The sequence below is a fragment of the Calidifontibacter indicus genome, assembly GCF_003386865.1.
In the GTDB taxonomy this organism is placed as follows: Bacteria; Actinomycetota; Actinomycetes; order Actinomycetales; family Dermatophilaceae; genus Yimella; species Yimella indica.
Map to the genome: position 1 here is coordinate 3,145,749 of NZ_QTUA01000001.1, position 22,308 is coordinate 3,168,056.

Here is a 22,308-nt window from a genome sequence, read left to right on the forward strand (position 1 = left end):
CGGTCAGTCGGACGTCGCGGTGCCGGACGGCGCTGCCGCCGTGCCGGTCGGTGCTGCCGGGGTCGACGCCGGTGACGAGGACGCCGACGGTGACGCACTTGACGAGGCACTCGGCGATGTCGACGCCGACGACTTCGCCGCATTGAGCTTGACCACCCGGTCGAGCGCCGCCTTCATCTCGTTCATCGCCTTCTGGTAGCCGCCCAGGTCGCCCTTCTTCAGGGCGTCCTGGCCGCGCGTCCAGGCGGCACCGGCGTCCGACAGCGCCTTCTCGACGGTGTCCTGATCACCTGGTTTCGGCTCGGTCGTACCACCGTCCGATTCGCTGGCACCGAACAGGTCGTCGAGCGCGTTCTCCAGGGTCACACCCCAGGCGAGCTTCTCACCGAACTGCACCACGACCGCGCGTTGCAGCGGGAATCCCGTTGTGCCCGAAGCCTTCACGTAGATCGGCTGCACATAGAGCAGTCCGCCGGCCAGCGGCAGGGTCAGCAGGTTGCCCCGTTGCAGTCGGTCGCCGTTCGCCTGCATGAACACCGACAGTGTCTGCGGGAAGGTCGTCGAGGAGTCGTTGGAGGTGTTGACGTCGTTCTGGAACTGCGCCGGGCCCTTGATCGTGACGTTGCGCGGCATCGTCCAGAGGCGCAGCGTGCCGTACGACCCGTTCGGTTTGCCCGGGGCCGGCGTCGCATCGGAGTCGACCGACAGATAGGCCGCGAGGTTCTGGCGGCCGCGGCCGAGCGGGATGTAGGACGACGTGAGCGAGTAGGTCGGGGTGGTCACTCCCGGCATCGCGATCGACAGGTAATACGGCGGCTGCTGGCCGCTGCCCGCGCGGGTCGTGTCGGCCGGCACCTGCCAGAAGTCGGTGCCACTGAAGAAGGTGGCCGGGTCGGACACGTGGTACTTCGCGAGGATCTCCCGTTGCACCTTGAAGAGGTCCTCGGGGTAGCGCACGTGCGCGCGTACTTCGGCCGACATCTTCGACACCGGCAACACCGTGCCGCCGAACGCCTTGCGCCAGGTGGTCAGCACCGGGTCGGAGGCGTCCCACGCGTACAACTTCACGCTGCCGTCGTAGGCGTCGACGGTCGCCTTGACCGAGTTGCGGATGTAGTTGATCGAGCCGGCCTTGATCGACTGCACGTTGGAGGCGTTCGTGGTGATGGAGTCCTCGGTGGACGCGTCGAGCGAGGACATCTGCGAGTAGGGGTACCGCGAGCTGGTGGTGTAACCGTCGATGACCCACTGGATGCGGCCGTCGGCCACGATCGGGTACGGGTCGCCGTCGACCGTCAGCCAGGGCGCGACCTTCTTCACCCGGTCGGCCGGGTTGCGCACGTCGAGGATGCGCGACTGCTCGTTGATGCTGTCTGAGAACAGGAAGTTGTACTCCTGGTACTTCACCGCATAGGCCAACTTGCGGAGGACCCCACCGAGCGCCACTCCGCCGTTGCCGGTGTAGGTGGTGCGCCGCTCACCGCCGGTGCCCGAGTCGGGATAGTCGAGCTCGGCCGGAGCCGCACCGCGCTCGGCTCCGACGATGGAGTAGGACGGGCTCATCTCGCCGAAGTAGACGCGCGGCTCGAAGGTGCCGATCTTGCTGGTCTGCGGCATCGCCGACGCCACCCAGTTGGGTTGCCCCTCCGGGCCGCGCTGGTTGCCGTAGGCACCGACCACGCCGTAGCCGTGGGTGTAGACCGTGTGCTGGTTGACCCAGTTGCGCTGCCCGGTCGGCACCCCGCTCAGGTCGAGTTCGCGCACGCCGACGACGACGTCGGTCTCCTTGCCGTCGACCTTGTACCGGTCGACGTCCAACACGTCGGCGAACTGGTAGTACTGCTTCTGTCCCTCGTAGTTCCGGAATGTCGGCGAGATGATGTAGGGGTCGACCAACCGGATGCCGGGAATCGCGGCGGCGTCCTTGCGCCGCTCCGCCGGTTTGGCGTCGGTCTCCGGCGCGGTGTTGGTGGCGAGCAGATTCGTGAGTCCGTACGCCTGTTTCGTCGCCGCGATGTTGTGGGCGATGTACGGCGCCTCCAACGCGCGCGCGTTCGGGTTGACCTTGAAGTTGGCGATGATGGTCGGGTAGATGCCCGACAGTGCCAGCGTCAGCACCACCATCGACGCAATGCCGATGACCGGCAACCGCCAGGTGCGGGTCCAGATCGTCGCGATGAACAGGCCCGCGCACAGCACGGCGGCAACGGCGAGCACCGCCTTCGTGGGGATCTGCACGTGATCGGCGGTGTAGTCGATGCCCGTGATGAGCCGCGAGTCCTTGGTGGTCAACGCGTAGCGGTCGAGCCAGTAGGCGACGGCGCGCACGAGCACCAACACGCCACCGATGATCGACAGCTGCACCCGGGCGGCGCTGGTGAACTTCGAGCCGGGTTCACGAGTGAGCGAGATGCCGCCGTAGATGTAGTGGACGACCGCCGACGCGACGAGCGCGAACAACACCGCCATCGTGAGCATCGCGGTGACCAGCTGCCACCACGGCAGCGAGAAGACGAAGAAGCCGATGTCCTTGCCGAACTTCGGGTCTTTGACACCGAAGTCGACGCCGTTCCACCAAAGCGTGAACACCTTCCACTGACTGCCGGCGACCGCGCCACCGAACAGACCGAGCAGCAGCGGGATGCCACCGAAGGCGAAGGTGCGCGCCGGCTCCACCATGGCGCGGTAACGTTCCATCGCGTCGGGCTCGAGGGTGCCCGGCGGCAGGAACGGACGCTGCCGGTAGGCCAACCGGATCGCCAGCCACACCGGCGCGGCGGTGAGCAGGAAACCGCCCACGAACATCCCGATCTTGGTGAGCAGTTCGTTGCGGAAGACGTTGCCGTAACCGATCGCGTCGAACCACAGCTTCTCGGTCCACAACCGGGCCCCGAGACGGATGCCGAGGTAGGCGGCGACCAGCACGGCGGCAAGGATCAACCACTTGCTGCCGGTGTTGAAACCACGCAGCCGACCGCGGCCCCGCGGCGTGCTGGGGCGCTCGTCACCTGGGGTGTCGTCGGCCGAACTCACCTGTACCTCCGTCGGGCTCGCGCCTGTGCGTCTGCCCAGACCCTAACCCGGCGCGCCGCCGTCTGTTCCCCCCGGTCGCCATACCTGTGGGACGGCTGTCAGCCGGTGGTGGGTTGGGGACGGTCGGTGCCGTGCGCGACGATGGGGCCATGAGCTCCCAGCAGGAACCCGTCGCCAAGCCCGTCCTCAGCCCGCTGGGTGAGTGCGCCGTCGACACCGAACGTCATGTCGCGGCCGGCGGCTGGGACCAGCCGCCGCGGCTGTTCGCGCTCGCCACCAACTCCGCGCTGCTCGCCGGCGAACCGGCGCTGGCCGACCAACTGCACGGCGCCGAACCGTCGGGTATCAGCGCGATCGAGCAGGAGGGCATGCCGCGCACCTCCTCGATCGAGTCGATGCTCGGCCGTCTCGCCTGGCCCGCCGAGGTCGAGGGCGTGCTGCTCGCGATCGAACGCATCGTCGTGCCCCCGGAGGCCGAGAACGACCTCCCCGACAGCCCCGAGCAGGCCGCCGAGGTGCTGGCCGCGCACCCCGACCGGCGCGACGTCCGGTTGGTGGTGGCGGTGCTGCGCGACGGCGAGCAGATCTGCCTGCTGCGGCAGCGCGAGTACGACGAGGACGACAAGGTGGCCGTCGGCCAGGACATCGCGCCCGGCCTGGTGGCCGCGCTCAAGGCGAGCCTGGAGGACTGACTCAGTTCGTCGGCGAGCAGGACGGCAGGCCGCTGGTCTGCCCGGCGGCGATCCTCGGCATCACCGCGAGCGCCTCGGCGAAGGTCGACACCTTCACGACCGTCATGCCCTTCGGCTCGTGGCCGACGACCTCGCCGCAGTCGGACGCGGGGGCAAGGAAGTAGGTGGCGCCGGCGTTCTTGGCGCCCACCATCTTGTGCTGCACTCCCCCGATCGGCCCGACCTCACCGAGTTCGTTCATCGTGCCGGTGCCGGCCACCTTCTTGCCGCCGGTCAACGCGCCGGGCGTGATCTTGTCGTAGATCGCGAGCGTGAACATCATTCCCGCGGACGGACCGCCGACGTTACCGGCGTTGACCTTCACCTCGAACGGCATCGTGTACTCGGGGTTGAGCCCGATGCCGAAGATCGCCCGCCCGTCCTGCGCCCCGGTGCGTGCCTGCACCGTCATCGTCCTGCCGGCGCGCTTGAGCTCGACCGGCACGGTCGCGCCCGCCTTCACGGTGCCCATCGCGGCGTGCACGGAGGCGAGGTCGGTCACCTGCTTGCCGTTGACCTTGATCAGTTCGTCGTTGACCTTCAGGGCGTCGCCGGCCGGGGCCTTCTCGGCCACGGCGCCGACCAACACCTTCTCCGGCACCTTGTATCCGGCGGCCCGCATCGCCACCACTTCGGCCGTCTCCTGCGAGTCGGTCATGTCGGCGGCGTTCTGCTGCTTGATCTGGTCGCCCGAGACGTTCTTGGGGAACCACATCTCCTCGGGTTCGATCTCGGCGTTCTTGTCCAGGAACTTCGCCTGCAGGTACTCCAACACCGACACCGGATAGTTGGGGCCACCGGCGATCGACACCGTGGTGAAGTCGAGCGCACCCGACGTGGGGTAGGTCTGCGCGCCGACGATCGAGATGACCTCCTTGCCGTCGACCTTGCCGAGCGTGTCGGTCGCCGGGCCGGGACGCAGAATGGCGACCGGCACCTTGATCACCGACATCAGGGCGATCGCGACCACCAGGACGGCGGTCAGCACCACCAGGACGAGGTTGCGCCGGGACATCGACGGACGGCGGGCAGCGACGGTGGCGTTGCTGCCGTAACTGCCGTAGGCGCCCTCGGAGGGGCTGCCGGGGTTGTTCTCGGGAAAGCTCACAGTCCGACCCACTCGTCGCTGCCGTCGGCGAAACTCTGGTGCTTCCAGATCGGCACCCGCACCTTCAGGTCGTCGATCAGCCGGTGACAGGCGTCCAGTGCCGGGCCGCGGTGTGGGGCGCTGACGGCGACGACCACCGCGACGTCACCGACCTCGAGCGCGCCGACGCGATGCACCGCCGCCACCTTGGTGATGCCCTCGTCGAGCACTGCGGACGCCACCTTGCGCAGTTCGTCGATCGCGCTCGGGTGGGCGCTGTACTCCAGTCCGCGTACGTCTTTGGCGTGATCGTGGTCGCGCACGACCCCCACGAACAACCCGACTCCCCCGGCCTGCGGGTCGGAGACCGCCGCGAGCACCTCGTCGACCGACAGCGGTTCGTCGCGGATGTCGGCCAGGGTGATCCGTGGGTCGGTCATCGACTCACCTTTCGAACTTCGGCAGCAGTGCTGGGCACGGTCTCGACGTAGCGTAGGCATGTGGACCTGTGCGAACGAACTCGCCGTCCCGCAACAGTCACCGGGCGAGCAGAATGGGTGATGTCGGGAACGATTGACGCCCCGACATGGTTGACCCGAACAGTGACAGATGTCCGACCGATGTCCACCGCTCAGGCGAAGGAACCGTGATGAACCCCGAAGAGCGCCCCGACGACGTTCCCGACCTCAACGAACTGCTGAAACACCTCATGGGTGGCGGTGACGACATGCGGGAAGCGTTGTCCGAGATGGGCCTGGGCAATATCGACCCCGCGATGTTCGCGCAGATGCAGCAGCAGGTCGCGGCGATGATGGCCGCGCCGTCCGACGGCAGCTTCAACATCGAGGCCGCCCGCGACGTCGCGCGACGCACGGTCTCGACCGCCGGCGACCCGAGCATCGGTCCGTCGACCGCGAGGGACGTCGACCAGGTCGTGATGGTCGCCGGGCTGTGGCTCGATCAGGTCACCAACTTCGCCGGCACCGGCGCCGGCAAGGCGTGGAGCCGCTCGGAATGGGTCGAAGCGACGATGCCGACCTGGCGCCGGCTGGTCGAACCCATCTCCGACGCCGTCAACGCCGCCGTGATGCGGGCTATGCGCGAGCAGATGGGGCAGCTCGGCGCCGAGCAGCTCGACATGCCGCCGCAGATGCTCGGGCAGCTCGAGCCGATGCTCGGACGGATGAGCAGCGCGGTGTTCTCGATGCAACTCGGCCAGGCGGTCGGCACCCTCGCCGGCGAGTTGGTCACCGGCACCGAGGTCGGCCTGCCGCTCGTCGAGGGCAACCCCGTCGTGATCATGCCGACGAACGTCGCGAAGTTCGCCGAGGGCCTCGACATGGACGCCGGCGAACTGCACCTCTACCTCGCGGTGCGGGAGGCAGCCCGCACCCGGTTGTTCCAGAACGTGCCGTGGCTCGGCCCCGCCCTCATCGCCGCGGTGCAGTCGTACGCCGCCGACATCTCGATCGACACCGACGCGATCGAGGAGGCCATGCGCAACGCCGACATGCAAGACCCCTCCGGTCTGCAGGAAGCGATCTCCGGGTCGATCTTCCGACCCGAACCCAGCGAGGCCCAGAAGCGCACGCTCGCCCACCTCGAGACGCTGTTGGCGCTCGTCGAGGGTTGGGTCGACGTCGTGAGTGACCGGGCCGTGCGCCCGCACCTGCCCCACGCCGACAAGCTCGCCGAGATCGTGCGTCGGCGCCGCGCCACCGGCGGCCCGGCGGAGAAGGTGTTCGCCAGCCTCGTCGGCCTCGAACTGCGACCGCGCCGGATGCGCGACGCGGCGAATCTGTTCGCGGTGCTGGAGGATGCCAAGGGCGCCGAGGGCCGCGACGCGGCATGGAAGCACCCCGACTTCGCGCCCGGCGCGAACGACCTCGACGACCCGATGGGTTACCTCGAGGGTGGGCAGCGCTCGATCGAGGAACCGGCCGGCGACGCACGGACCGACGCGATGGACGACGCCCTCGCGGCCCTGCTCGCGCAGGGGCGCGAGGAGATGGAGTCGGAGCGCAAGAGCGACACACCGGAGGCAGCCGCCGACGAGTCGCCCGAGTCCGACAACGAGTCCGACAACGGCTCCGGCGACTCCGGCGACCCGAAGGAATGACGTTCGCCGACCTGCAGCGCGACGCGCACCGGGTGCTGTCCGACTGGCAGGCGCCGGACGCCGCCCAGGAGGCGGTGCGCCGGGAGTACCTCGACCACCTGTCGGCGCACGCCGATGCGGTCAGCCGGGACGGCGTCCCGCACCACCTGACCAGCGGCGGGTTCGTGTTCGATCCCACCCTCGAACAAGTGGCGCTGGTGCTGCACACGAAGGCTCAGCTGTGGCTGCAACCGGGCGGACACTTCGAGCAGACGGACGCCACGGTGGTCGACGCCGCGCTGCGCGAGATCCGTGAGGAGACCGGTCTGCCGGTGCGTGCCGAGCAGGCGGTCGTCGTCGACCTGCACCACCACGACCTGTCGGCCGCCTTCGGCCGATGCCGCTCGCACCGGGACATCAGGGTGGCGGTCGTGCTCGACGAACCGGCCGAGGTGGTGTGTTCGCAGGAGTCGGACCGTGCCGCCTGGTGGCCGGTGGACGCACTGCCATCCCCGACCGATCCCGACCTGCCGGCGACGGTCAGTCGGGTGCGTGACCAGCTGCGGGCGGCATCCCCTCGTCGGGCAGGTCGTCCAACGGAATCGGCGGCAGCCCCGAACCGAAGCTGACCCCGGCCAGGAACGCCTCGGCCTTCTCCCCCTGCGGATAACGCGCTGTCATCGCCTTGAACCCCGGGCCGTGGTCGGCGTGCAGCAGGTGGGTGAGTTCGTGCACCAGCACGTAGTCGATGACGTACTGCGGCATCTTCTGCAACCGGTCGGACAACCGAATCTGGCCGGTGGTCGTGGTGCACGAACCCCACCGGCGATTCTGGTTGCCCACCCAACGCACCGAGGCCGGTGTGGCCCTGCCGTCGAGGTAACGCCGGGACAGCAGCAGCGAACGCTCCATCAGTTGCTCGTCGGACGGACCGCTGCGCTGTTGTTTGGCCATCACCCGACGCACCAGACCGGGCACCATGCGGTCGAGCTCGGACTTGGAGATGGCGGCCGGCACCCGCACCACGACCCGCCCCTCGACCAGGCTGGCCGACAGGGTGCTGCGTCGTTTGGCCGACCTGACGATCTCGACCTCGGGCGTCTTGTCCATACCGAGCAACCTACGTCCGCGCGCCGACAACCCGCGACCCGCACGCCTCGTGCCCGCGGGATCTGTGGAGGGGCCGCGCACCGACCGCGGGCTGTGGACGGACGCCTGTGGAGAACTCAGGGGCCACCGACCAGAGCTCTGGCACGCTGACCCGACACCAGCCGGCCACCACCCCCGCCCGTGGCCCTGTCGGAATCGGAGGAACGGATGTCGCACCCACCGTCGACGTCGCGCCAGATGCCACCCGGACTGCCGGAATCGTTGTGGCCCAACCGTTCTCGCGCCCTGCGCTACGACGACGAGCACATTCTCGTCGGGCTCGGCTGCCGCGAGCCGCAACTGGTGGGCCCGCTGCGCGAACCTGTGCTGCGCGAACTCATCGGACTCGGCGCACTCACCCGCAACCAGTGGATGACCGCCGTCCGCCGCATCGACCCGCGGGTCACCGCGGCTTTGCACCGTGCGGTGACGGCGACGATGCCGACCGACCTCGGCGGGCTGTCGTTCGAGGTGCACGGCGTGGGGCCGGTCGCGACCGCCATCGGCGAGCTGCTCCCCCGGCTCGGTGCCACACCCTCTCCCGGCACGGCGCAACTCGCGGTGACGGTCGGTGCACCCGGGGCCCGGCTCGGCACCGCCGAACTGCGGCTGGTCGTCGAATTGGGCTGCGATCAGGTGGTCGTCGGCCCCCTGCTGCGAGCCGGCGCCGGTCCGTGCGAGCACTGCCTCAACCTGCGCCGTCAGGACGCCGATCGACGGTGGGCCTCGGTCTGGCCGCAGGTGCTCGGCACCGGCTTGCACGACGACGAGCCCTCCACTGCAGGCGAACTCGCGTACATCGCGGTCGGGTTGGTCGGCCTCGTCGCCCGGGGAGTCGTGGCCGGCCGTCCCCTGCCCGTCGGTGCGGCGATGTCGATCGGCAGTCCGGACGGAACACTGCGTCATCATCTGTGGCCGGCCCACCCGCGCTGTGACTGTCAACTCGCCGATCGGGCGACCGCCTGACCCGAGCACAACCGCCCGTCGGTCAGAATGGAGTCATGACGGAGATTCCGCGCAAGGCCGTCGTGCGAACCGCACGCCTGGCATCGCTACCGCTCGGCATGGGTGCCCGAGCGGCGATCGGACTGGGACGTCGGGTGGGCGGCGCGCCCGCCGAGGCGGTCACCGCCAAGCTGCAGGAACAGACTGCCGCCCAGCTGTTCAAGGTGCTCGGCGAGCTCAAGGGCGGCGCGATGAAGTTCGGGCAGGCACTGTCGGTGTTCGAGGCGGCCCTGCCCGAGGAACTCGCCGCGCCCTACCGCAGCATGCTCACCAAACTTCAGGACTCCGCGCCGGCGATGCCGAAGGAATCGGTGCGCAAGGTGCTGCGCGAACAACTCGGCACCGGCTGGCGCAGCCGGTTCCAGGCCTTCGACGAAGACCCGGTCGCGTCGGCATCGATCGGCCAGGTGCACCGCGCGATCTGGAAGGACGGCCGCGAGGTCGCCGTGAAGATCCAGTACCCCGGTGCGGCCGAGGCGATGCTGTCCGACCTCAATCAGTTGGCCCGGGTCATGCGGGTTTCGACGTCCTGGGTGCCGGGGCTCGACGTGGTGCCCATCCTCGACGAGTTGCGTGCACGGATGAGCGAGGAGACCGACTACCGCCTCGAGTCGGTGATGCAGGAGCAGTTCGTCGATGCCTACGAGGGCGTCGATCACTTCGCGCTGCCCGGGGTGGTCTACGCGACCGATCTGGTGCTGGTCACCGATTGGATCGAGGGTCAACCGTTGTCGCGGATCATCGCCGACGGCAGCACCGAGGAGCGCGACCTCGCCTCCCGCCGCTATCTGGAGTTCCTGCTCGGCGGGCCGCAACAGGCCGGCCTGCTGCACGCCGACCCGCACCCGGGCAACTTCCGGTTGCTCGACGACGGCCGGCTCGGTGTGCTCGACTTCGGCGCCGTCAACCGGCTGCCCGACGGACTGCCGCCGGTGCTCGGCGAACTCGCCTCACTCGCGCTCGCGGACGACGCCGAGGGACTGCTCGAACTCCTGCGCGATGCGGGATTCGTGAAGTCGTCGATCTCGATCGACGCCGACCGCCTGCTCGACTATCTCGGAGTGTTCATCGAACCGCTGCGCACTGAGGAATTCGAGTTCAGCCGCGAGTGGCTGCGGTCGGTCTTCGCCTACATCAACGACCCCCGCAGCTCGCAGTTCACCGTCGGCCTGCGTCTCAACCTGCCGCCGGAGTTCCTGCTGATCCACCGCACCTGGCTGGGCGGCATCGCGGTGCTGTGCCAGATCGGCGGCACCGTGCCGGCGCGTGAGATCTTCGAGGACAACGTGCCCGGAGCCAAGTTCCCCGCCCTCTGAACCGCGGGACGAGCACCGCCACGCCGAAGCACCGAAAACGGAACGACGCAGCGAAGAGGTGGTGGGCGCGGTGCGTCCCCCGAGGGCGCACCACACTCATCACCCCTCCGCTGCGTCGGACGGTCACCTGGCCCTGCGATCGGTGATCGGATCGGCGATCCGATCGGTGTTCCCAGCGACCGCAGGAACCACGGCGACCCGGTGTGAGCTCTTGCATCGTTCGACCGTTGATCACGGGTCTACGCCGCGATCTCGGTCTTGCGCGGACGGCCACGCGGCCGCTTGCGCGCAATGACGACTCCGGCCTGGAAGAGTTCACCGCCCCAGACGCCCCAGGGCTCCTCGCGCTCGAGGGCGCCGGCGAGGCATTCCCGCTGCAGCGGGCAGGTGCCGCACAGCGACTTGGCGTACTCGACGTCGTCGGGGCGCTCGGCGAACCACATCTCCGGGTCGTTGACCTGGCAGGGCAGTTCGGCACCGGCCTCGTCGGCGGCGAAGCCGAGGTCGATCAGGGCACGAAGCCCCAGTTCTGCTGTTTCGAACATGTCTTGTCTTTCGTGGTCGTGTCTGTCGATCCGCGGAAAACACGAAGGCCGCGGACCCTGTCGTGGGTTCCGCGGCCTGAAAGAGGACCGTCGATCTTGGTCAGATCAGATCGGTGACCTCCCAGCCGCGGAAGGGGCGACATCGGTGGCGAAGAAGGAAGCGTCGACGCCCGCGATGCGCTCGCGCACGATCTCGACGGCCAGGTAACCGGGCACACTGCTCCCCTGAGCCGGAGCGTTGAACGCAGCGAGGGTGGGCATGGTCGAGGGCGCGAAGCGCTTCGGAACGAGAACGTCCGTGCTCCTGCACAAGGTCTTGGTCTCCATCAGGCCAACCCTCCTCTCGACTCTTCACCGGCCCCGGCACGACCACGAAGGACGACCGGGCTGAACATCATTCAGGCTACGGCGCTGCACACCGGCGCGGCAAATTATTATTGCCGAATTTTTCGACGTTGGTACTTCTAGACCGATTCCGTTGCAGCACAAGCGATTTCAACCATGGAGTCCACGGACTCTCCCCGCAACACGCCCAGCACCGCCGGCCCGTAGGCCGCCAACTTGCGCGCGCCCACCCCGGAAATGCCGGCCAGCCCACGCTCGTCGACCGGGCCGCGCTCGGCGATGGCGATCAGCGTGGCGTCGGTGAACACCACGAAGGCGGGCACTCGCTGCCGGTCGGCCACCGCCTTGCGCCAGCCGCGCAACGCTTCGAAGGTCTGCTCGTCGTAGGTCGGCGGACAGTCGGCGCAGCGGCCGATCTTGCGCTCGGCGGCGGTGTAGAGGTCTTTGCCGCAGCCACGGCACCGCACCGCTCGCGCCTGCTGCACCTTCTTGCCGCGCTGCCCGGCCGGACGGCGTGGAGCCACCCCGTCGAGAATGCCGTCGGCCGCGTTGAGGAAACGCGACACCGATCGACTGGCCTTGCCGCCGGGCTGTCGGGCGGCCGCCCAGGTGAGCAGGAGGTTTTTGCGTGCTCGGGTGAGGCCGACGTACGTCAGTCGGCGCTCTTCCTCGATCGCCTCGGGGCCCTCGGCGTGCGACAGCGGCAGGAGCCCGTCGGAGCAGCCGGCGAGCACGACGGCATCCCACTCCAACCCCTTCGCGGCGTGCAGCGAGGCGAGCGTGACGCCCTCGACCGCCGGTGCGTGCTGCTCGGCCATGCGGCGTTCGAGTTCACGCACGACGTCGGGCAGGCGCGCCTCGGGTTGCGCCGCCACCAGGTCGTCGGCGACGGTCGCGAGCGCCTCCAGCGACTGCCACCTGTCGAGCAACGCACCGCCGGCGGGGCGTTGGGGTGACCAGCCGGCGCCGGTGATGACGTCGCGCACCAGGGCACCCAGCGGGGCCGAGCCGTCGTCGGACCGGGCCGCACCGCGCAGCAGGAGTACGGCCTGGCGCACCTCCTGGCGGCGGAAGAAACGCTCTCCCCCGCGCACCAGATAGTTGATGCCGGCTTCGGACAGCGCCTGCTCGATCGGTTCGGACTGCGCGTTGATGCGGTAGAGCACCGCGATCTCACGTGCCGGAACCCCTTGGGAGAGAAGGCCTTTGACCTGCTCGGCGATGCCGGCGGCCTCGGCGACGTCGTCGGAGTACTGCAGCAGGCGCACCGGAGCACCCGCCTCCCGCTGCGCCTGCAGGCGGGCATAACCGCCGCCCGGCGCCGCGCCGAGCACCGCATTGGCGAGCTCGAGCACCTGGGGCGTCGACCGGTAGTTGCGCACCAGGCGGACGGTGGTGGCGTCCTTGTGCTTGCCGGCGAACTCGCGCAGGTGGCGCGGCGAGGCTCCGGTGAAGGAGTAGATGGTCTGGGCCGGGTCGCCCACGACGCAGACGTCGCTGCGGTCGCCGAGCCAGAGGTCGAGCAGGGTCTGCTGCACCTGGTTGACGTCCTGGTATTCGTCGACCACGAAATGGCGGTACTGCTCTCGGACGGTGCGGGCGACGTCGTCGCGCTCGACGAGGAAGCCCGCCATGAGCAGCAGGACGTCCTCGAAGTCGATGACGTGGCGCGCGGCCTTGACCTCTTCGTAGGTCGCCCACAGCCGCGACATCGCGGTGTGGTCGAGATCGGCGACCCGTCGACCGGCGCGCGCCGCCTGCGTCGGATAGCTCTCCGGGGTGAGCATGCCGACCTTCGCCCATTCGATCTCGGAGGCGATGTCGCGGATCGCGACCCGGTCGAGCTCGAGCCGCAACCGGGCACCGGCCTCACCGATCGCGGGAGCCTTGTGTCCCATGATCTCCGGCGGAGCGCCACCGATGACCTTGGGCCAGAAGAACCCGAGTTGTTTCAGGGCGGCCGCGTGGAAGGTGCGGGCCTGCACCACCGGCAGCCCCAGCCCGCGCAGGCGGGTGCGCATCTCGCCGGCGGCACGTGCGGTGAAGGTGACGGCGAGCACCCGTTGCGGCTGGTAGGCACCGGCATGCACGCCGTAGGCGATGCGGTGGGTGATCGCCCGCGTCTTGCCCGTGCCGGCACCGGCCAGCACGCACATCGGGCCGATCGGGTTGGACGCGACCTGAAGTTGTTCGGGGTCGAGCCCGGCGAGCACCTCGTCGGGCGTCACCACTGATCTCCCGGCTGCGACGGCAACTCGGCGCCGAACCAGCGCTCGATGAGGTGGCGGGCGATCGACAGGCGCGGCGGCACCGTGACCGTGCCCGTCTCGAGGTCGGTCGACAACTGCTCACGGGTGAACCAGCGGGCGTGCCGGATCTCCTCGGGATCGAGGCGCAGTTCGGTGTCGGCGGTGCGCGCCGTGTAACCGATCATCAACGATGCCGGCATCGGCCACGGCTGGTTGCCGACGTACTCGACCTGCTCGATGCCAAGACCCACTTCCTCCATCACCTCCCGTGCCACGGCGGCCTCCATCGACTCGCCCGGCTCGAGGAAACCAGCCAGCACCGACAACCCGGTGGGCACCGCGAAACGGGTGCCCTGCGCGAGCAACAGGCGGTCGTCGGGGTCGGTGACGGACATGATCACGGCGGCATCGGTGCGCGGAAACTGCTGGTGCGCCGACGCACAGACCATCACCCAGCCGGCTTGTCCGAGCTCGACGGGCTGCCCGCAACGCGGGCAGAAGTGTTGTCCGGCAATCCAGTTCGCCATCGCCACCGAAACGGTCGCGATGCCCAGGTCGTCGACCGGTAGCACCGCGGCGAGCGATCGCAGGCTGCGATGGCTGCGATCGCGCTGGCGCTGCAGATCGGCCGGGTCGGTGCTGCCCCGATCGGCCGGTTGGTCTTCGGGCTGGTCGAAGACGGCCAGGTAGCTGGCGCCGTCCTGGCGGCCGAGGTAGGTCGCCTTGCGGCCCGCGTCGTCCGGCTCAGGTGCCCGGAAGCGCAACCGCACCGCGCCGTCGGCGGTGTCGACCGGCATCCGCTCCCCGCGCAGGTGCAGCACCTTGGTGCTCGGGTCGGCGAGCAGGTCGGGCACGAGTCGCGGGTCGGAGCGGCGCAGCCCGTCGCGGTCGAGCAGGCTGTGCGACAGCATCAGCTTGCCGGCGCCCGCGGGTGCAGACGAAGGTGCGGAGGAAGGAGTTCGGGACGAATCGGCCACGGCTCCCAGGCTAGGCGACCGGTTCCGCGTACCGTGAGGCCGTGCTCCGCAGTCCCGAAGTCCTGGCCGCCCTGGCCGACGCCGCCCTCCCGCGCCTGCTGCCCAGGTCGGTGGCCGCACTACCCACCCGGGTCACCGACAAGTTCCAGCAGGCGCTGATCGAGGGCGCCGACGGTGCGGCCTGGACGGTGCGCCTGTCCCGATCCCCCGCCGCCGGAGCCGCCGCGGAGCAGGCCGACGCGTTCGCCCGGCTGCTCGCCAAGCGGGTGCCGTTCGCGGTGCCGATCGCCGAGGGCCGGATGACGCTCGCCGACCGCAACCTGGTCACCGTGCAACCGCGGTTGCCGGGCGACCCGATGGTGTGGCGCGGTCTCACCGCCGGCAGCGCCGAGGCCACCGGAGTCGGGCGCGCGCTCGCCGCCCTGCACGACGTCGACCCCCGGCTCGCCGACGAGGTCGGCGCGCCGTCGTACGACGCCGACGGCTACCGCTCGCGCCGGCTGGCCGTGCTCGACCGGGCCGCCGGCACCGGACTCGTGCCCGCGGCGCTGCTCGCCCGCTGGGAGCGCGCCCTCGAGGAAGTCTCCCTCTGGCGCTTCCCGACCTGCGTGACCCACGGCCCACTGGAGGGCCATGACGTGTTCTGGAACGGCCACGTCAGCGCGATCTCGTCGTGGGAGAACGCGAGCGTCAGCGATCCCGCCGACGACTTCGCCGCGCTCTGGGTGCTCGCCGCACCGGAAGCCTTCGACACCGTGCTCGAGACCTACTCCGCGGCGCGCTCCGAGGCACCCGACAAGCACCTCGAACGTCGCATCCGGCTCAGCGCCGAACTGCAGCGGATCACCGTGCTGCTCGACGCCGTCACCGCCGACGACGAAGATCTGATCGACCGCCGCACCGCGGCGCTTCGCCGCCTCGGCGAGCAGACCGTCGACGACGAGTCGCTGATGCCCGCTGCCCCGCGCGTGCGTGTGTCGGCGGCGCAGCCGTCGGACGCCGACGAGCCGATCGACGACGCCGAGGACGACACCACCGACACCGATGACGACGCCGGCGCCACCGACGAGGTGCGCGACCACGAGTTCGACGAGGACGAGATAGACGACGAATTCGACGGTGCAGATGACGCAGAGGACGACGCTGACGACGAGTACGACCTCGACGCCGACGACACGATCGAGCTGAAGATCGACCGCCCCGACCGGCGCGACCAGTAGCGAGCCGGAACCCTCCGCCCGCGAACGCCCTACTCCTCCAACGGAATCGACGTGAGCATGCGGGCGATGGCTTCGTCGTCGGGCAACTCCGGTCGCACGGTCTCACCGGTCGCGGCGTAGTAGAAGGCCACCTTGACCCGCGCAGGGTCGATGCCACGCAGCCGCGCGTAGGCCAACCGATAGACCGCCAACTGCAGCACCCTGGCCGAGTCGCTGAGCCCGGACGGCGGTCGACCGGTCTTCCAGTCGACCACCAGGTAACCGTCGTCGTCCTCGAAGACCGCGTCGATGCGGCCACGCACCGATACTCCGGCCACCCAGGTCTCGATCGGCACCTCGATCGCGATCGGCGTCATCTGCGCCCATCGGGAGGCCAGGAAGTGCGCCTTCATCGTGTCGAGGTCGGCGTCGGGATCGGCATCGATGTCGGCGAAGCCGGGAAGTTCGTCGAGATCGACGAGCGAGGCCCGCGAGTAGTGCTCCTCGACCCAAGCGTGAAACGCGGTGCCCCGCCGCGCCGCCGAGGCGGGCGGTTTGGGCATCGGCCGCCGCAGATCGAGCGCGAACTGTTCCCGGTCGTGGGCCAGAGCCACCACCGACGAGGCCGACAGGTGCCGTGGCAGTCGGACGGTCGGCACCACCGGCCCGGTCGTGACCGCTCGCTCGTGCAACAGGTCTCGCAGTTCGCGCCGACGTCGTCGCTCCGTCTCGCTCCACGACCCCTCGACCTCGAGCGCGCCGAGCGGGTCGGCGGTCTCGACGGGTGCCAGCACCTGCAAGGCCGCCAGCACGTGCTTGCGGCCCTGCTCGAGCGCGTCCCGACGCCGGGCCAACGGGTCGTCGGGCCACTGCTGGGTGCGCCCGTCGATCAACCGGGGGTTGGCGGTGTCGGCGTCGGGTGTCACGGCGAACGGCTCGAACCGGGTGATTCCCGCGTCGACGACGTCGCTGAGGAACCGCGACGGCAAGCGGAACTTGCTGCCGGAGAACCACACCGATGAGGTCAACAGCATCTCGTGCTTCGCGCGGGTGAGGGCGACGTACGCGAGTCGACGCTCCTCGCGCAGACCGTGTTCGCCGGCAGCCACCCGAAAGCCGGCGAACTCGTCCCGCAGGTCGGCCAGATCACCGAGTTCGACGATCGGCAACGACGGCAGCCCGTCGGCATCTCCGCGCAGGTCGTACGGCACCCCGTCGAGGCCGACGGTCCACCCGCTGTCCTCGAGCACCCAGGTGCTGCGGTCGTCGGGATCGGACCCCTTGCCGATGCCCCAGCCGTCGGCCTCGTCGTTGTAGACGGGCGACTTGCGGTGGTCGGGGAAGATCGTCTCGGTCATGCCGGGGATCGCCACGTAGTCCCATTCCAGACCCTTCGCGGCGTGCACCGTCAGCACCTGGATGGCGGCGTCGGAGGATTCGATCTCGGCCTTGTCGAGGCCGCGCTCCTCGTCCTCGGCGGCATCGAGCCACGACAGAAATCCGCCGAGCGTCGGGCGGTCGGCCGATGCCGAGAACCGCGTCGCGACGTCGGCGAAGGCGTCGAGGTGCACCCGGGCGGCATCAGGGGTGACGCCCGGGCGGGACAGCACCTCGATGTCGAGACCGAGCGCGCGTTCGGCTTCTGCGGCGAGCTCGGCGAGCGGCAACCCGGCCAGTCGTCGCATCCGCCGGACAACCTCCGAAAGACCCGAAAGTCGCTCTCGCGCAATGTCGCTCAGTGGCGAACCTGCCGGGCCCGCCCACTGGGCCGGCGGCAGTTGATCGATGGCCTCGACCAACGACGGCCGGTCACGGGTGGCCGGCTCGCGGTCGGTCGCGGTGCGCTCGACGGGGGGCCGACTGTCGCGTTCGAGCTTGCGCGACCACGCGGCGAGCACGTCGAGGTCGGCCGCACCCAGCCGGATCAGAGGGCCGGTCAGCAATCGGATGAGACGGTCGCCGCGGGTGGGATCTTGCACGACCCAGAGCAGGCTCACCAGGTCGGCGACCTCGGGTGTCATCAGCAACCCGCCCACACCGACGACCTCGACCGGCAGGCCGGCCTGCTCGAGTGCGTCGATGAGCAACGGGAACAGCGACCGTTTGCGGCAGAGCACCGCGGCCGACGGAAGGTGGCCGTCGGTGCCGGGGTGCCAACGCTCGGCCAGCCACTGCGCGACGTGGGCCGCTTCGGCCTCGATGGTCTCCAACCGCGCGGCGAAAACCTCACCCGTCCCGGCCGCCGGGCTGGCCGCGAGCGCCGGGACGGCGACCGGGCTGCCCTCGCGCAGCGGCGCCGCGACGACATTGGCCGCGTCGAGGATCGTGCGGTCGTTGCGCCAACTGGTCGACAGCGGACGTACCGCGGCGCGACCCGACTCGTCGGCGAAGTGGTCGGGGTAGGAGCCGAGCGTCGTCGCGCTGGCACCGCGCCAGCCGTAGATCGACTGGTGCGGGTCGCCGACGGCGGTGACCCGCACCGGCTCGCCCGGTGCGACGAACAGGTGCTTGAGCAGTTGCAGCTGCGCTTCGCTGGTGTCCTGGAACTCATCCAGCAGCACCGCCTTGAACCGGCGACGTTCGAGCGCGCCGACGCCCGGGAACCGGCGGGCCAAGGTGGCCGCCAGGCCCATCTGGTCGGCGAAGTCGAGCGCCGACCGCGCATGCTTGAGCTGCCCGTAGCGCTCGACCATCGGCAGCACCGCGCGACGCGCCCGCAACGTCTGCAGCAGATCGCGATAGACGGGGTTCTTGTCCTTCTTCAGCCGGGCGGTCTCGTCGAGGTCACCCAGCCCGGCGATGAGCGCCTCGATCTCGGCGCGCACCTCCTCGGGGGTGAGGAGGTGCTCGGCCATCTCACCGGCGAGCGACACCACGGCGGAGATCACCGAGGCCGGCACCTTGTCGACGTCGTCCATCGGGCCGTCGTAGCCGTGCACGACCTCGGCGGCGTACTGCCACGACGCCGCCTCGGTGAGCATCCGGGCATCGGGCTCGATACCGAGGCGCAGACCCTGCTCGCGCACGAGCCGACCGGCGTAGGAGTGGTAGGTGAGCACCGTCGGGCTGTCGGACAACCCGAGTGTGCCGTCGGCGTCCTGCTCCGGCACCCACAGACCTGCCGAACGCAGCGCCCGCAGTTGCCGGGCCACCCGTTCGGCCAACTGACCGGCGGCCTTGCGGGTGAAGGTGAGCCCGAGCACCTGGTCGGGCTGGACGAACCCGTTGGCGACCAGCCAGACGACCCGGTTGGACATCGTCTCGGTCTTGCCCGAGCCGGCACCCGCGACGACGAGCATCGGCCGGTCGGGGTCTGCCTCGATGATCGCCCGCTGCTCGTCGGTCGGCGGGAAGAGCCCGAGTCGCTGCGCGATCGTGGCGGCGTCGTGGCGTGCGGTGTCGAGCACTAGAAAGACTCCCCTTCCGTGAGCACCGGGCAGGCCGACCGCACCGGGCAGGTGTTGCAGTGCTGGCCGGGGGTGGCGAGGAACTGCGCTGCGCCCATGCCCTCGGCGGTGCGATGCAGCAACTCGTCGGCCCACTGCGGATCGTCGGAGTCGGCCAGCGGTTGCTGGGACTGCAGCTTGTAGTCGTCGCGGTCGACGGGCTTGCCCGAGCCCTTGCCCACCTGCAACAGCGCAGCACCGGCACTGTGCTCGCCGTCGCCGAAAGCGCCGTGGTCGACCGCCCACTGGTAGGCGCCGAGCTGAGGGTGCTCGGCGAGTTCGGCGTTCGTCGGGGTGGAGCTGCCGGTCTTCAGGTCGATGATCCGCACCCCGAGCGTCTCGTGCCGCTCGATCCGGTCGACCTGCCCGCCGAGCTCGACGCGTCCGTCGGCCACCGAGAAGTCTTGTTCGATGCCCAAGACCTGCCAGCCGCCGGACGCCGCCTCGGCGACATAGCGGCGCACCCGCGCGAGCATGGCGGTCGCGAGCTCGAACTGTTTGCGTCCGACCCAGGAGTCACCCAGGCCGAGGCGTCCCCACCGGTCGACGAGCGCCTGCTGCATCCGGTCGGGGTCTTTGTCGGCGAACTCCGCGGCGATCTCGTGCACGAGCGTGCCGATATTGGCGGCTCCGACGTCGGGACCATCGCCGCCACGCGAGGTGAGGAACCAGTTGAGCCCGCAGGTGTTGAACGAGGCGACTTTCGAGGGTGACACCCGCACGGCCTGGTCGCTGCGCCGCACCGGCGTGGTCGAGGTGAGGTCGTGGAACGCCCACCACTGGTCGAGGTCGGCGCCGGCGACGTCGCGCCGGGCGAGTTCGGCGAGCAGGCCGGCCGCTGCCTGCGGATCGAGTGCATCGGCGGGCGTGACCTGCGATGGCACGAGCTCGCGCCGCAACTCGGCGACCATCGTGCGCAGGGTGAGCCCGCGGCCCACGTCGGTGTAGCGGCGGCCCTCGATCTCGTCGACCGGATCGACCAGGTCGAGGTAGGCGCTGGGTTGCTCCTCGTCGGATCGGACGGCGGTGATCAGCACCTGCTCGCTCGCCCTGGTGAGCGCCACCAGGAACTGCCGGGTCTCGTCGTAGCGCACCGCCGCCGCCTGCGACCGCAGGTCGTCGGGGCGGCCGGTGAGTGCGTCGACCAGGGCCTCCGATCCGAGCAGCGATCCACGCAGCCGCAGATCGGGCCACACGCCTTCCTGCACCCCGGCGAGCACCACGAACTGCCACTCCCGACCGGCGGCAGCCTGCGTGGTGAGCAGGGCGACGGCGTCGTCGGCCGGAGCCGACGAGGTCAGCCGGTCGCCGGCCACCTCCTGCTCGCGGACGTGCTCGAGGAAACCTCCCGGCGCGGCCCCCGGCAGCCGGTCGACGTAGGCGGTGGCCGCGCCGAAGAGCGCGACGACTGCGTCGAGATCGTGGTCGGCGCGGGCGCCCGCGGCTCCCCCGGCCATCGCCTGCCGCGACCACCCGGCGGCGACACCGGCGGCGTTCCACATCTGCCAGAGCACCGACTCCGCGCTCGCGCCGGGAGCCAGCCAGGCCGCCACGCCGGCGCGCAGCATGCCCGCGATGCGCAGCAACGGCGCCACCTCGGGCCCGAGGTCGCCGAGAAACTCGGGATGGTGCACCGCCTCGAGCAGGAGTTCGTCACTGGAGCGATCGCCGCCGGCGGCCAGCTCGGCCGCCCTCAGCACCCGACGCAGTCGACGGATCGTCAGCGAATCGGCTTGCACCAGTGGGGAACTCAGCACGTCGACGACCTCGTCGGCGGACCAGCTCGCGGGGCGGTCGGCCGCGCGCTCGCCCGCCACCTCGAACAATCGCAGCAACGGTCGCACGGCCGGCTCGTCACGCAGCGCGAGCACCGTCGGCGGCACCGCGACCGGCACACCGGATGTCTGCAGCACGCGACGCAGGGCCGAGATGCGCGACTGGCCACGGGTGATCACCGTCATCTGCGACCACGGAACGTGATGCTCGAGGTGGGCCCGGCGCAGCTCGGCGGCGATATGCGCCGACTCCTGGCTGACCGCGCGCAGCATCGCCACCCGCACCCGTCCGTCGCGGGCGGACGGCGTCGGCCGGCGGTGCTCGCTGCCGGCGGTTGCGCCGATGCGGGCCGTGACCCGCTCGGCGGCCTCGCGCACCAGCCGCGGGGTGCGGTGGGCGATGCCCAGGACGTGTCGCTGGGCGGAGGCCGCGTCGGCGAGGTCGACGAACAACCGCGGATCGGCGCCCCGGAAGGTCTGCACGGCGGCGTCGGGGTCGCCGATCAGCATGAGCCGCGTGTTCGGCCCCGCGAGCAGCCGCACGAGACGTGCCCCGGCCCGGGTGAGCTCCTGTGCGTCGTCGACCACGATGAGCCGCAACTCGTCGTGCAGCGCCGCGAGCTCCTCGGGGCGAGCCTCCAGCAGGTCGGCGGCACCGCCGATGATCCAGGCCGGGTCGTAGGCACCGGGCCGGGAAAGCGCTGTCACCTGGTCGTATTCGTCGAGCACTGCCGCCGCGGCGATCCACTCCGACCGTTCGTGCTCTTCACCGAGCAGCCGCAACCGATCGGCGTCGACGCCCCATTCGACGGCCCGCATCAGCAGATCGCGCAGCTCGTGCCGGAAGCCGCGGGTCTCCAGGGCCGCCGTGATGAAGTCGGGCCAACGCGGACCCGGCACCTCACCGGAGGCATGACCGGCGAGCAACTCCCGCAGGATGACGTCTTGCTCGGGGCCGGTGAGCAGACGGGGGGCTTCGCGCCCTTCCAGCGCGGCGATGCGCCGCAGGATGCCGAAACCCAACGCCTGCGGGGTGCGCGCGAGCGGCGCGCTCGCGGTGGCGGCCAACCGCGCGGCCGCCCGGTCGCGCAACGCGGCGGCACGCACCCGGGTCGGCGACAGGATGACGCAGGCATCGGGATCGAGGCCGGCCTCGTGCGCCGCCACCACAGCCTCCACCGCGACGAGACTCTTGCCGGTGCCGGGGGCACCCAACACCAACCGGCACGCCGCCGACGACTCGACCGCGGCCTGCTGGGACGCGTCGAGCACGGGTGCGGGCACGTCGTCGGGCGCGTGCCTGATCAGTTCGACCATGTGCCCATCACAGCAGCCGACACCGACAACCTCGAC

16 protein-coding genes are annotated in these 22,308 nt (G+C 70.1%); 6 read left to right on the plus strand and 10 right to left on the minus strand.

The window, feature by feature from the left end:
• Positions 1–3: 3 nt before the first annotated feature.
• On the minus strand, positions 4–3,033 hold the full coding sequence (locus tag DFJ65_RS14935; RefSeq protein WP_170144113.1) for a UPF0182 family membrane protein: 3,030 nt from the start codon (positions 3,031–3,033) through the stop codon (positions 4–6).
• A 149-nt stretch (positions 3,034–3,182) separates the two neighbouring features.
• On the opposite strand from DFJ65_RS14935, the gene DFJ65_RS14940 reads away from it, so the two are divergent.
• Positions 3,183–3,725 (plus strand): PPA1309 family protein, encoded by a 543-nt coding sequence (locus DFJ65_RS14940; RefSeq protein WP_115923700.1) that lies wholly within the window; start codon positions 3,183–3,185, stop codon positions 3,723–3,725.
• A 1-nt stretch (position 3,726) separates the two neighbouring features.
• Here the strand turns inward: DFJ65_RS14940 and DFJ65_RS14945 are convergent, their stop codons facing one another.
• Together DFJ65_RS14945 and DFJ65_RS14950 are read right to left on the minus strand one after the other, a co-directional pair.
• Positions 3,727–4,872: a YlbL family protein gene (locus tag DFJ65_RS14945; protein ID WP_115923701.1), complete on the minus strand. Its 1,146-nt coding sequence runs from the start codon at positions 4,870–4,872 to the stop codon at positions 3,727–3,729.
• Positions 4,869–5,291 carry a molybdenum cofactor biosynthesis protein MoaE gene (locus DFJ65_RS14950; RefSeq protein ID WP_115923702.1) on the minus strand — a complete coding sequence of 141 codons (423 nt, stop codon included), beginning with the start codon at positions 5,289–5,291 and terminating at the stop codon, positions 4,869–4,871. The genes DFJ65_RS14945 and DFJ65_RS14950 overlap by 4 nt, the downstream gene beginning before the upstream one ends.
• 209 nt (positions 5,292–5,500) lie before the next feature.
• Here DFJ65_RS14950 and DFJ65_RS14955 point away from each other — a divergent pair, with 209 nt between their 5' ends.
• The gene (locus tag DFJ65_RS14955) at positions 5,501–6,970 is read left to right on the plus strand and encodes a zinc-dependent metalloprotease (RefSeq protein WP_115923703.1); all 1,470 of its coding nucleotides are present in this window, start codon (positions 5,501–5,503) and stop codon (positions 6,968–6,970) included.
• Positions 6,967–7,578, plus strand: coding sequence for an NUDIX hydrolase (locus DFJ65_RS14960; RefSeq protein ID WP_115923704.1), 612 nt, complete (start codon positions 6,967–6,969; stop codon positions 7,576–7,578). The genes DFJ65_RS14955 and DFJ65_RS14960 overlap by 4 nt, the downstream gene beginning before the upstream one ends.
• On the opposite strand, the gene DFJ65_RS17565 is transcribed toward DFJ65_RS14960, so the two are convergent.
• Positions 7,490–8,059: a M48 metallopeptidase family protein gene (locus DFJ65_RS17565; RefSeq protein WP_170144114.1), complete on the minus strand. Its 570-nt coding sequence runs from the start codon at positions 8,057–8,059 to the stop codon at positions 7,490–7,492. The genes DFJ65_RS14960 and DFJ65_RS17565 overlap by 89 nt on opposite strands.
• Positions 8,060–8,266: 207 nt before the next feature.
• Between DFJ65_RS17565 and DFJ65_RS17570 the strand changes: the two genes are divergently transcribed.
• Entirely contained in the window at positions 8,267–9,064 is a 798-nt protein-coding gene (locus tag DFJ65_RS17570; RefSeq protein WP_170144115.1) for a TOMM precursor leader peptide-binding protein, read from the plus strand.
• A gap of 35 nt (positions 9,065–9,099) precedes the next feature.
• Positions 9,100–10,419, plus strand: coding sequence for an ABC1 kinase family protein (locus DFJ65_RS14970; protein WP_115923706.1), 1,320 nt, complete (start codon positions 9,100–9,102; stop codon positions 10,417–10,419).
• 239 nt (positions 10,420–10,658) lie between these two features.
• Here DFJ65_RS14970 and DFJ65_RS14975 read toward each other — a convergent pair whose 3' ends face one another.
• The 4 genes from DFJ65_RS14975 to nudC form a co-directional block, all read right to left on the minus strand.
• A complete protein-coding gene (locus DFJ65_RS14975) occupies positions 10,659–10,964 on the minus strand; it encodes a WhiB family transcriptional regulator (protein WP_115923707.1) in 306 nt (101 codons plus the stop codon).
• A 105-nt stretch (positions 10,965–11,069) separates the two neighbouring features.
• On the minus strand, positions 11,070–11,291 hold the full coding sequence (locus DFJ65_RS14980; RefSeq protein WP_115923708.1) for a hypothetical protein: 222 nt from the start codon (positions 11,289–11,291) through the stop codon (positions 11,070–11,072).
• 137 nt (positions 11,292–11,428) lie between these two features.
• Positions 11,429–13,537: an ATP-dependent DNA helicase UvrD2 gene (locus DFJ65_RS14985; RefSeq protein WP_115924365.1), complete on the minus strand. Its 2,109-nt coding sequence runs from the start codon at positions 13,535–13,537 to the stop codon at positions 11,429–11,431.
• On the minus strand, positions 13,534–14,535 hold the full coding sequence (nudC, locus tag DFJ65_RS14990; protein WP_147301414.1) for an NAD(+) diphosphatase: 1,002 nt from the start codon (positions 14,533–14,535) through the stop codon (positions 13,534–13,536). Before nudC ends, DFJ65_RS14985 begins: the two co-directional genes overlap by 4 nt.
• 41 nt (positions 14,536–14,576) lie before the next feature.
• Between nudC and DFJ65_RS14995 the strand changes: the two genes are divergently transcribed.
• Complete coding sequence (locus DFJ65_RS14995) at positions 14,577–15,755, plus strand: phosphotransferase (protein ID WP_115923710.1); 1,179 nt, start codon at positions 14,577–14,579, stop codon at positions 15,753–15,755.
• A 29-nt stretch (positions 15,756–15,784) separates the two neighbouring features.
• Here DFJ65_RS14995 and DFJ65_RS15000 read toward each other — a convergent pair whose 3' ends face one another.
• The gene (locus DFJ65_RS15000; protein WP_245950311.1) at positions 15,785–19,141 is read right to left on the minus strand and encodes an ATP-dependent helicase; all 3,357 of its coding nucleotides are present in this window, start codon (positions 19,139–19,141) and stop codon (positions 15,785–15,787) included.
• Positions 19,141–22,272 carry an ATP-dependent DNA helicase gene (locus tag DFJ65_RS15005; protein ID WP_115923711.1) on the minus strand — a complete coding sequence of 1,044 codons (3,132 nt, stop codon included), beginning with the start codon at positions 22,270–22,272 and terminating at the stop codon, positions 19,141–19,143. Before DFJ65_RS15005 ends, DFJ65_RS15000 begins: the two co-directional genes overlap by 1 nt.
• Positions 22,273–22,308: the final 36 nt, after the last annotated feature.

What these genes read in the sequence shown, in the direction of transcription:
- DFJ65_RS14940 (WP_115923700.1), top strand. Translation starts at nt 3,183, where the DNA reads ATGAGCTCCCAGCAGGAACCCGTCGCCAAGCCCGTCCTCAGCCCGCTG.
- DFJ65_RS14950 (WP_115923702.1), bottom strand. Translation starts at nt 5,291, where the DNA reads ATGACCGACCCACGGATCACCCTGGCCGACATCCGCGACGAACCGCTG.
- DFJ65_RS14955 (WP_115923703.1), top strand. Translation starts at nt 5,501, where the DNA reads ATGAACCCCGAAGAGCGCCCCGACGACGTTCCCGACCTCAACGAACTG.
- DFJ65_RS14960 (WP_115923704.1), top strand. Translation starts at nt 6,967, where the DNA reads ATGACGTTCGCCGACCTGCAGCGCGACGCGCACCGGGTGCTGTCCGAC.
- DFJ65_RS17565 (WP_170144114.1), bottom strand. Translation starts at nt 8,059, where the DNA reads ATGGACAAGACGCCCGAGGTCGAGATCGTCAGGTCGGCCAAACGACGC.
- DFJ65_RS17570 (WP_170144115.1), top strand. Translation starts at nt 8,267, where the DNA reads ATGTCGCACCCACCGTCGACGTCGCGCCAGATGCCACCCGGACTGCCG.
- DFJ65_RS14970 (WP_115923706.1), top strand. Translation starts at nt 9,100, where the DNA reads ATGACGGAGATTCCGCGCAAGGCCGTCGTGCGAACCGCACGCCTGGCA.
- DFJ65_RS14975 (WP_115923707.1), bottom strand. Translation starts at nt 10,964, where the DNA reads ATGTTCGAAACAGCAGAACTGGGGCTTCGTGCCCTGATCGACCTCGGC.
- DFJ65_RS14980 (WP_115923708.1), bottom strand. Translation starts at nt 11,291, where the DNA reads ATGGAGACCAAGACCTTGTGCAGGAGCACGGACGTTCTCGTTCCGAAG.
- DFJ65_RS15005 (WP_115923711.1), bottom strand. Translation starts at nt 22,272, where the DNA reads ATGGTCGAACTGATCAGGCACGCGCCCGACGACGTGCCCGCACCCGTG.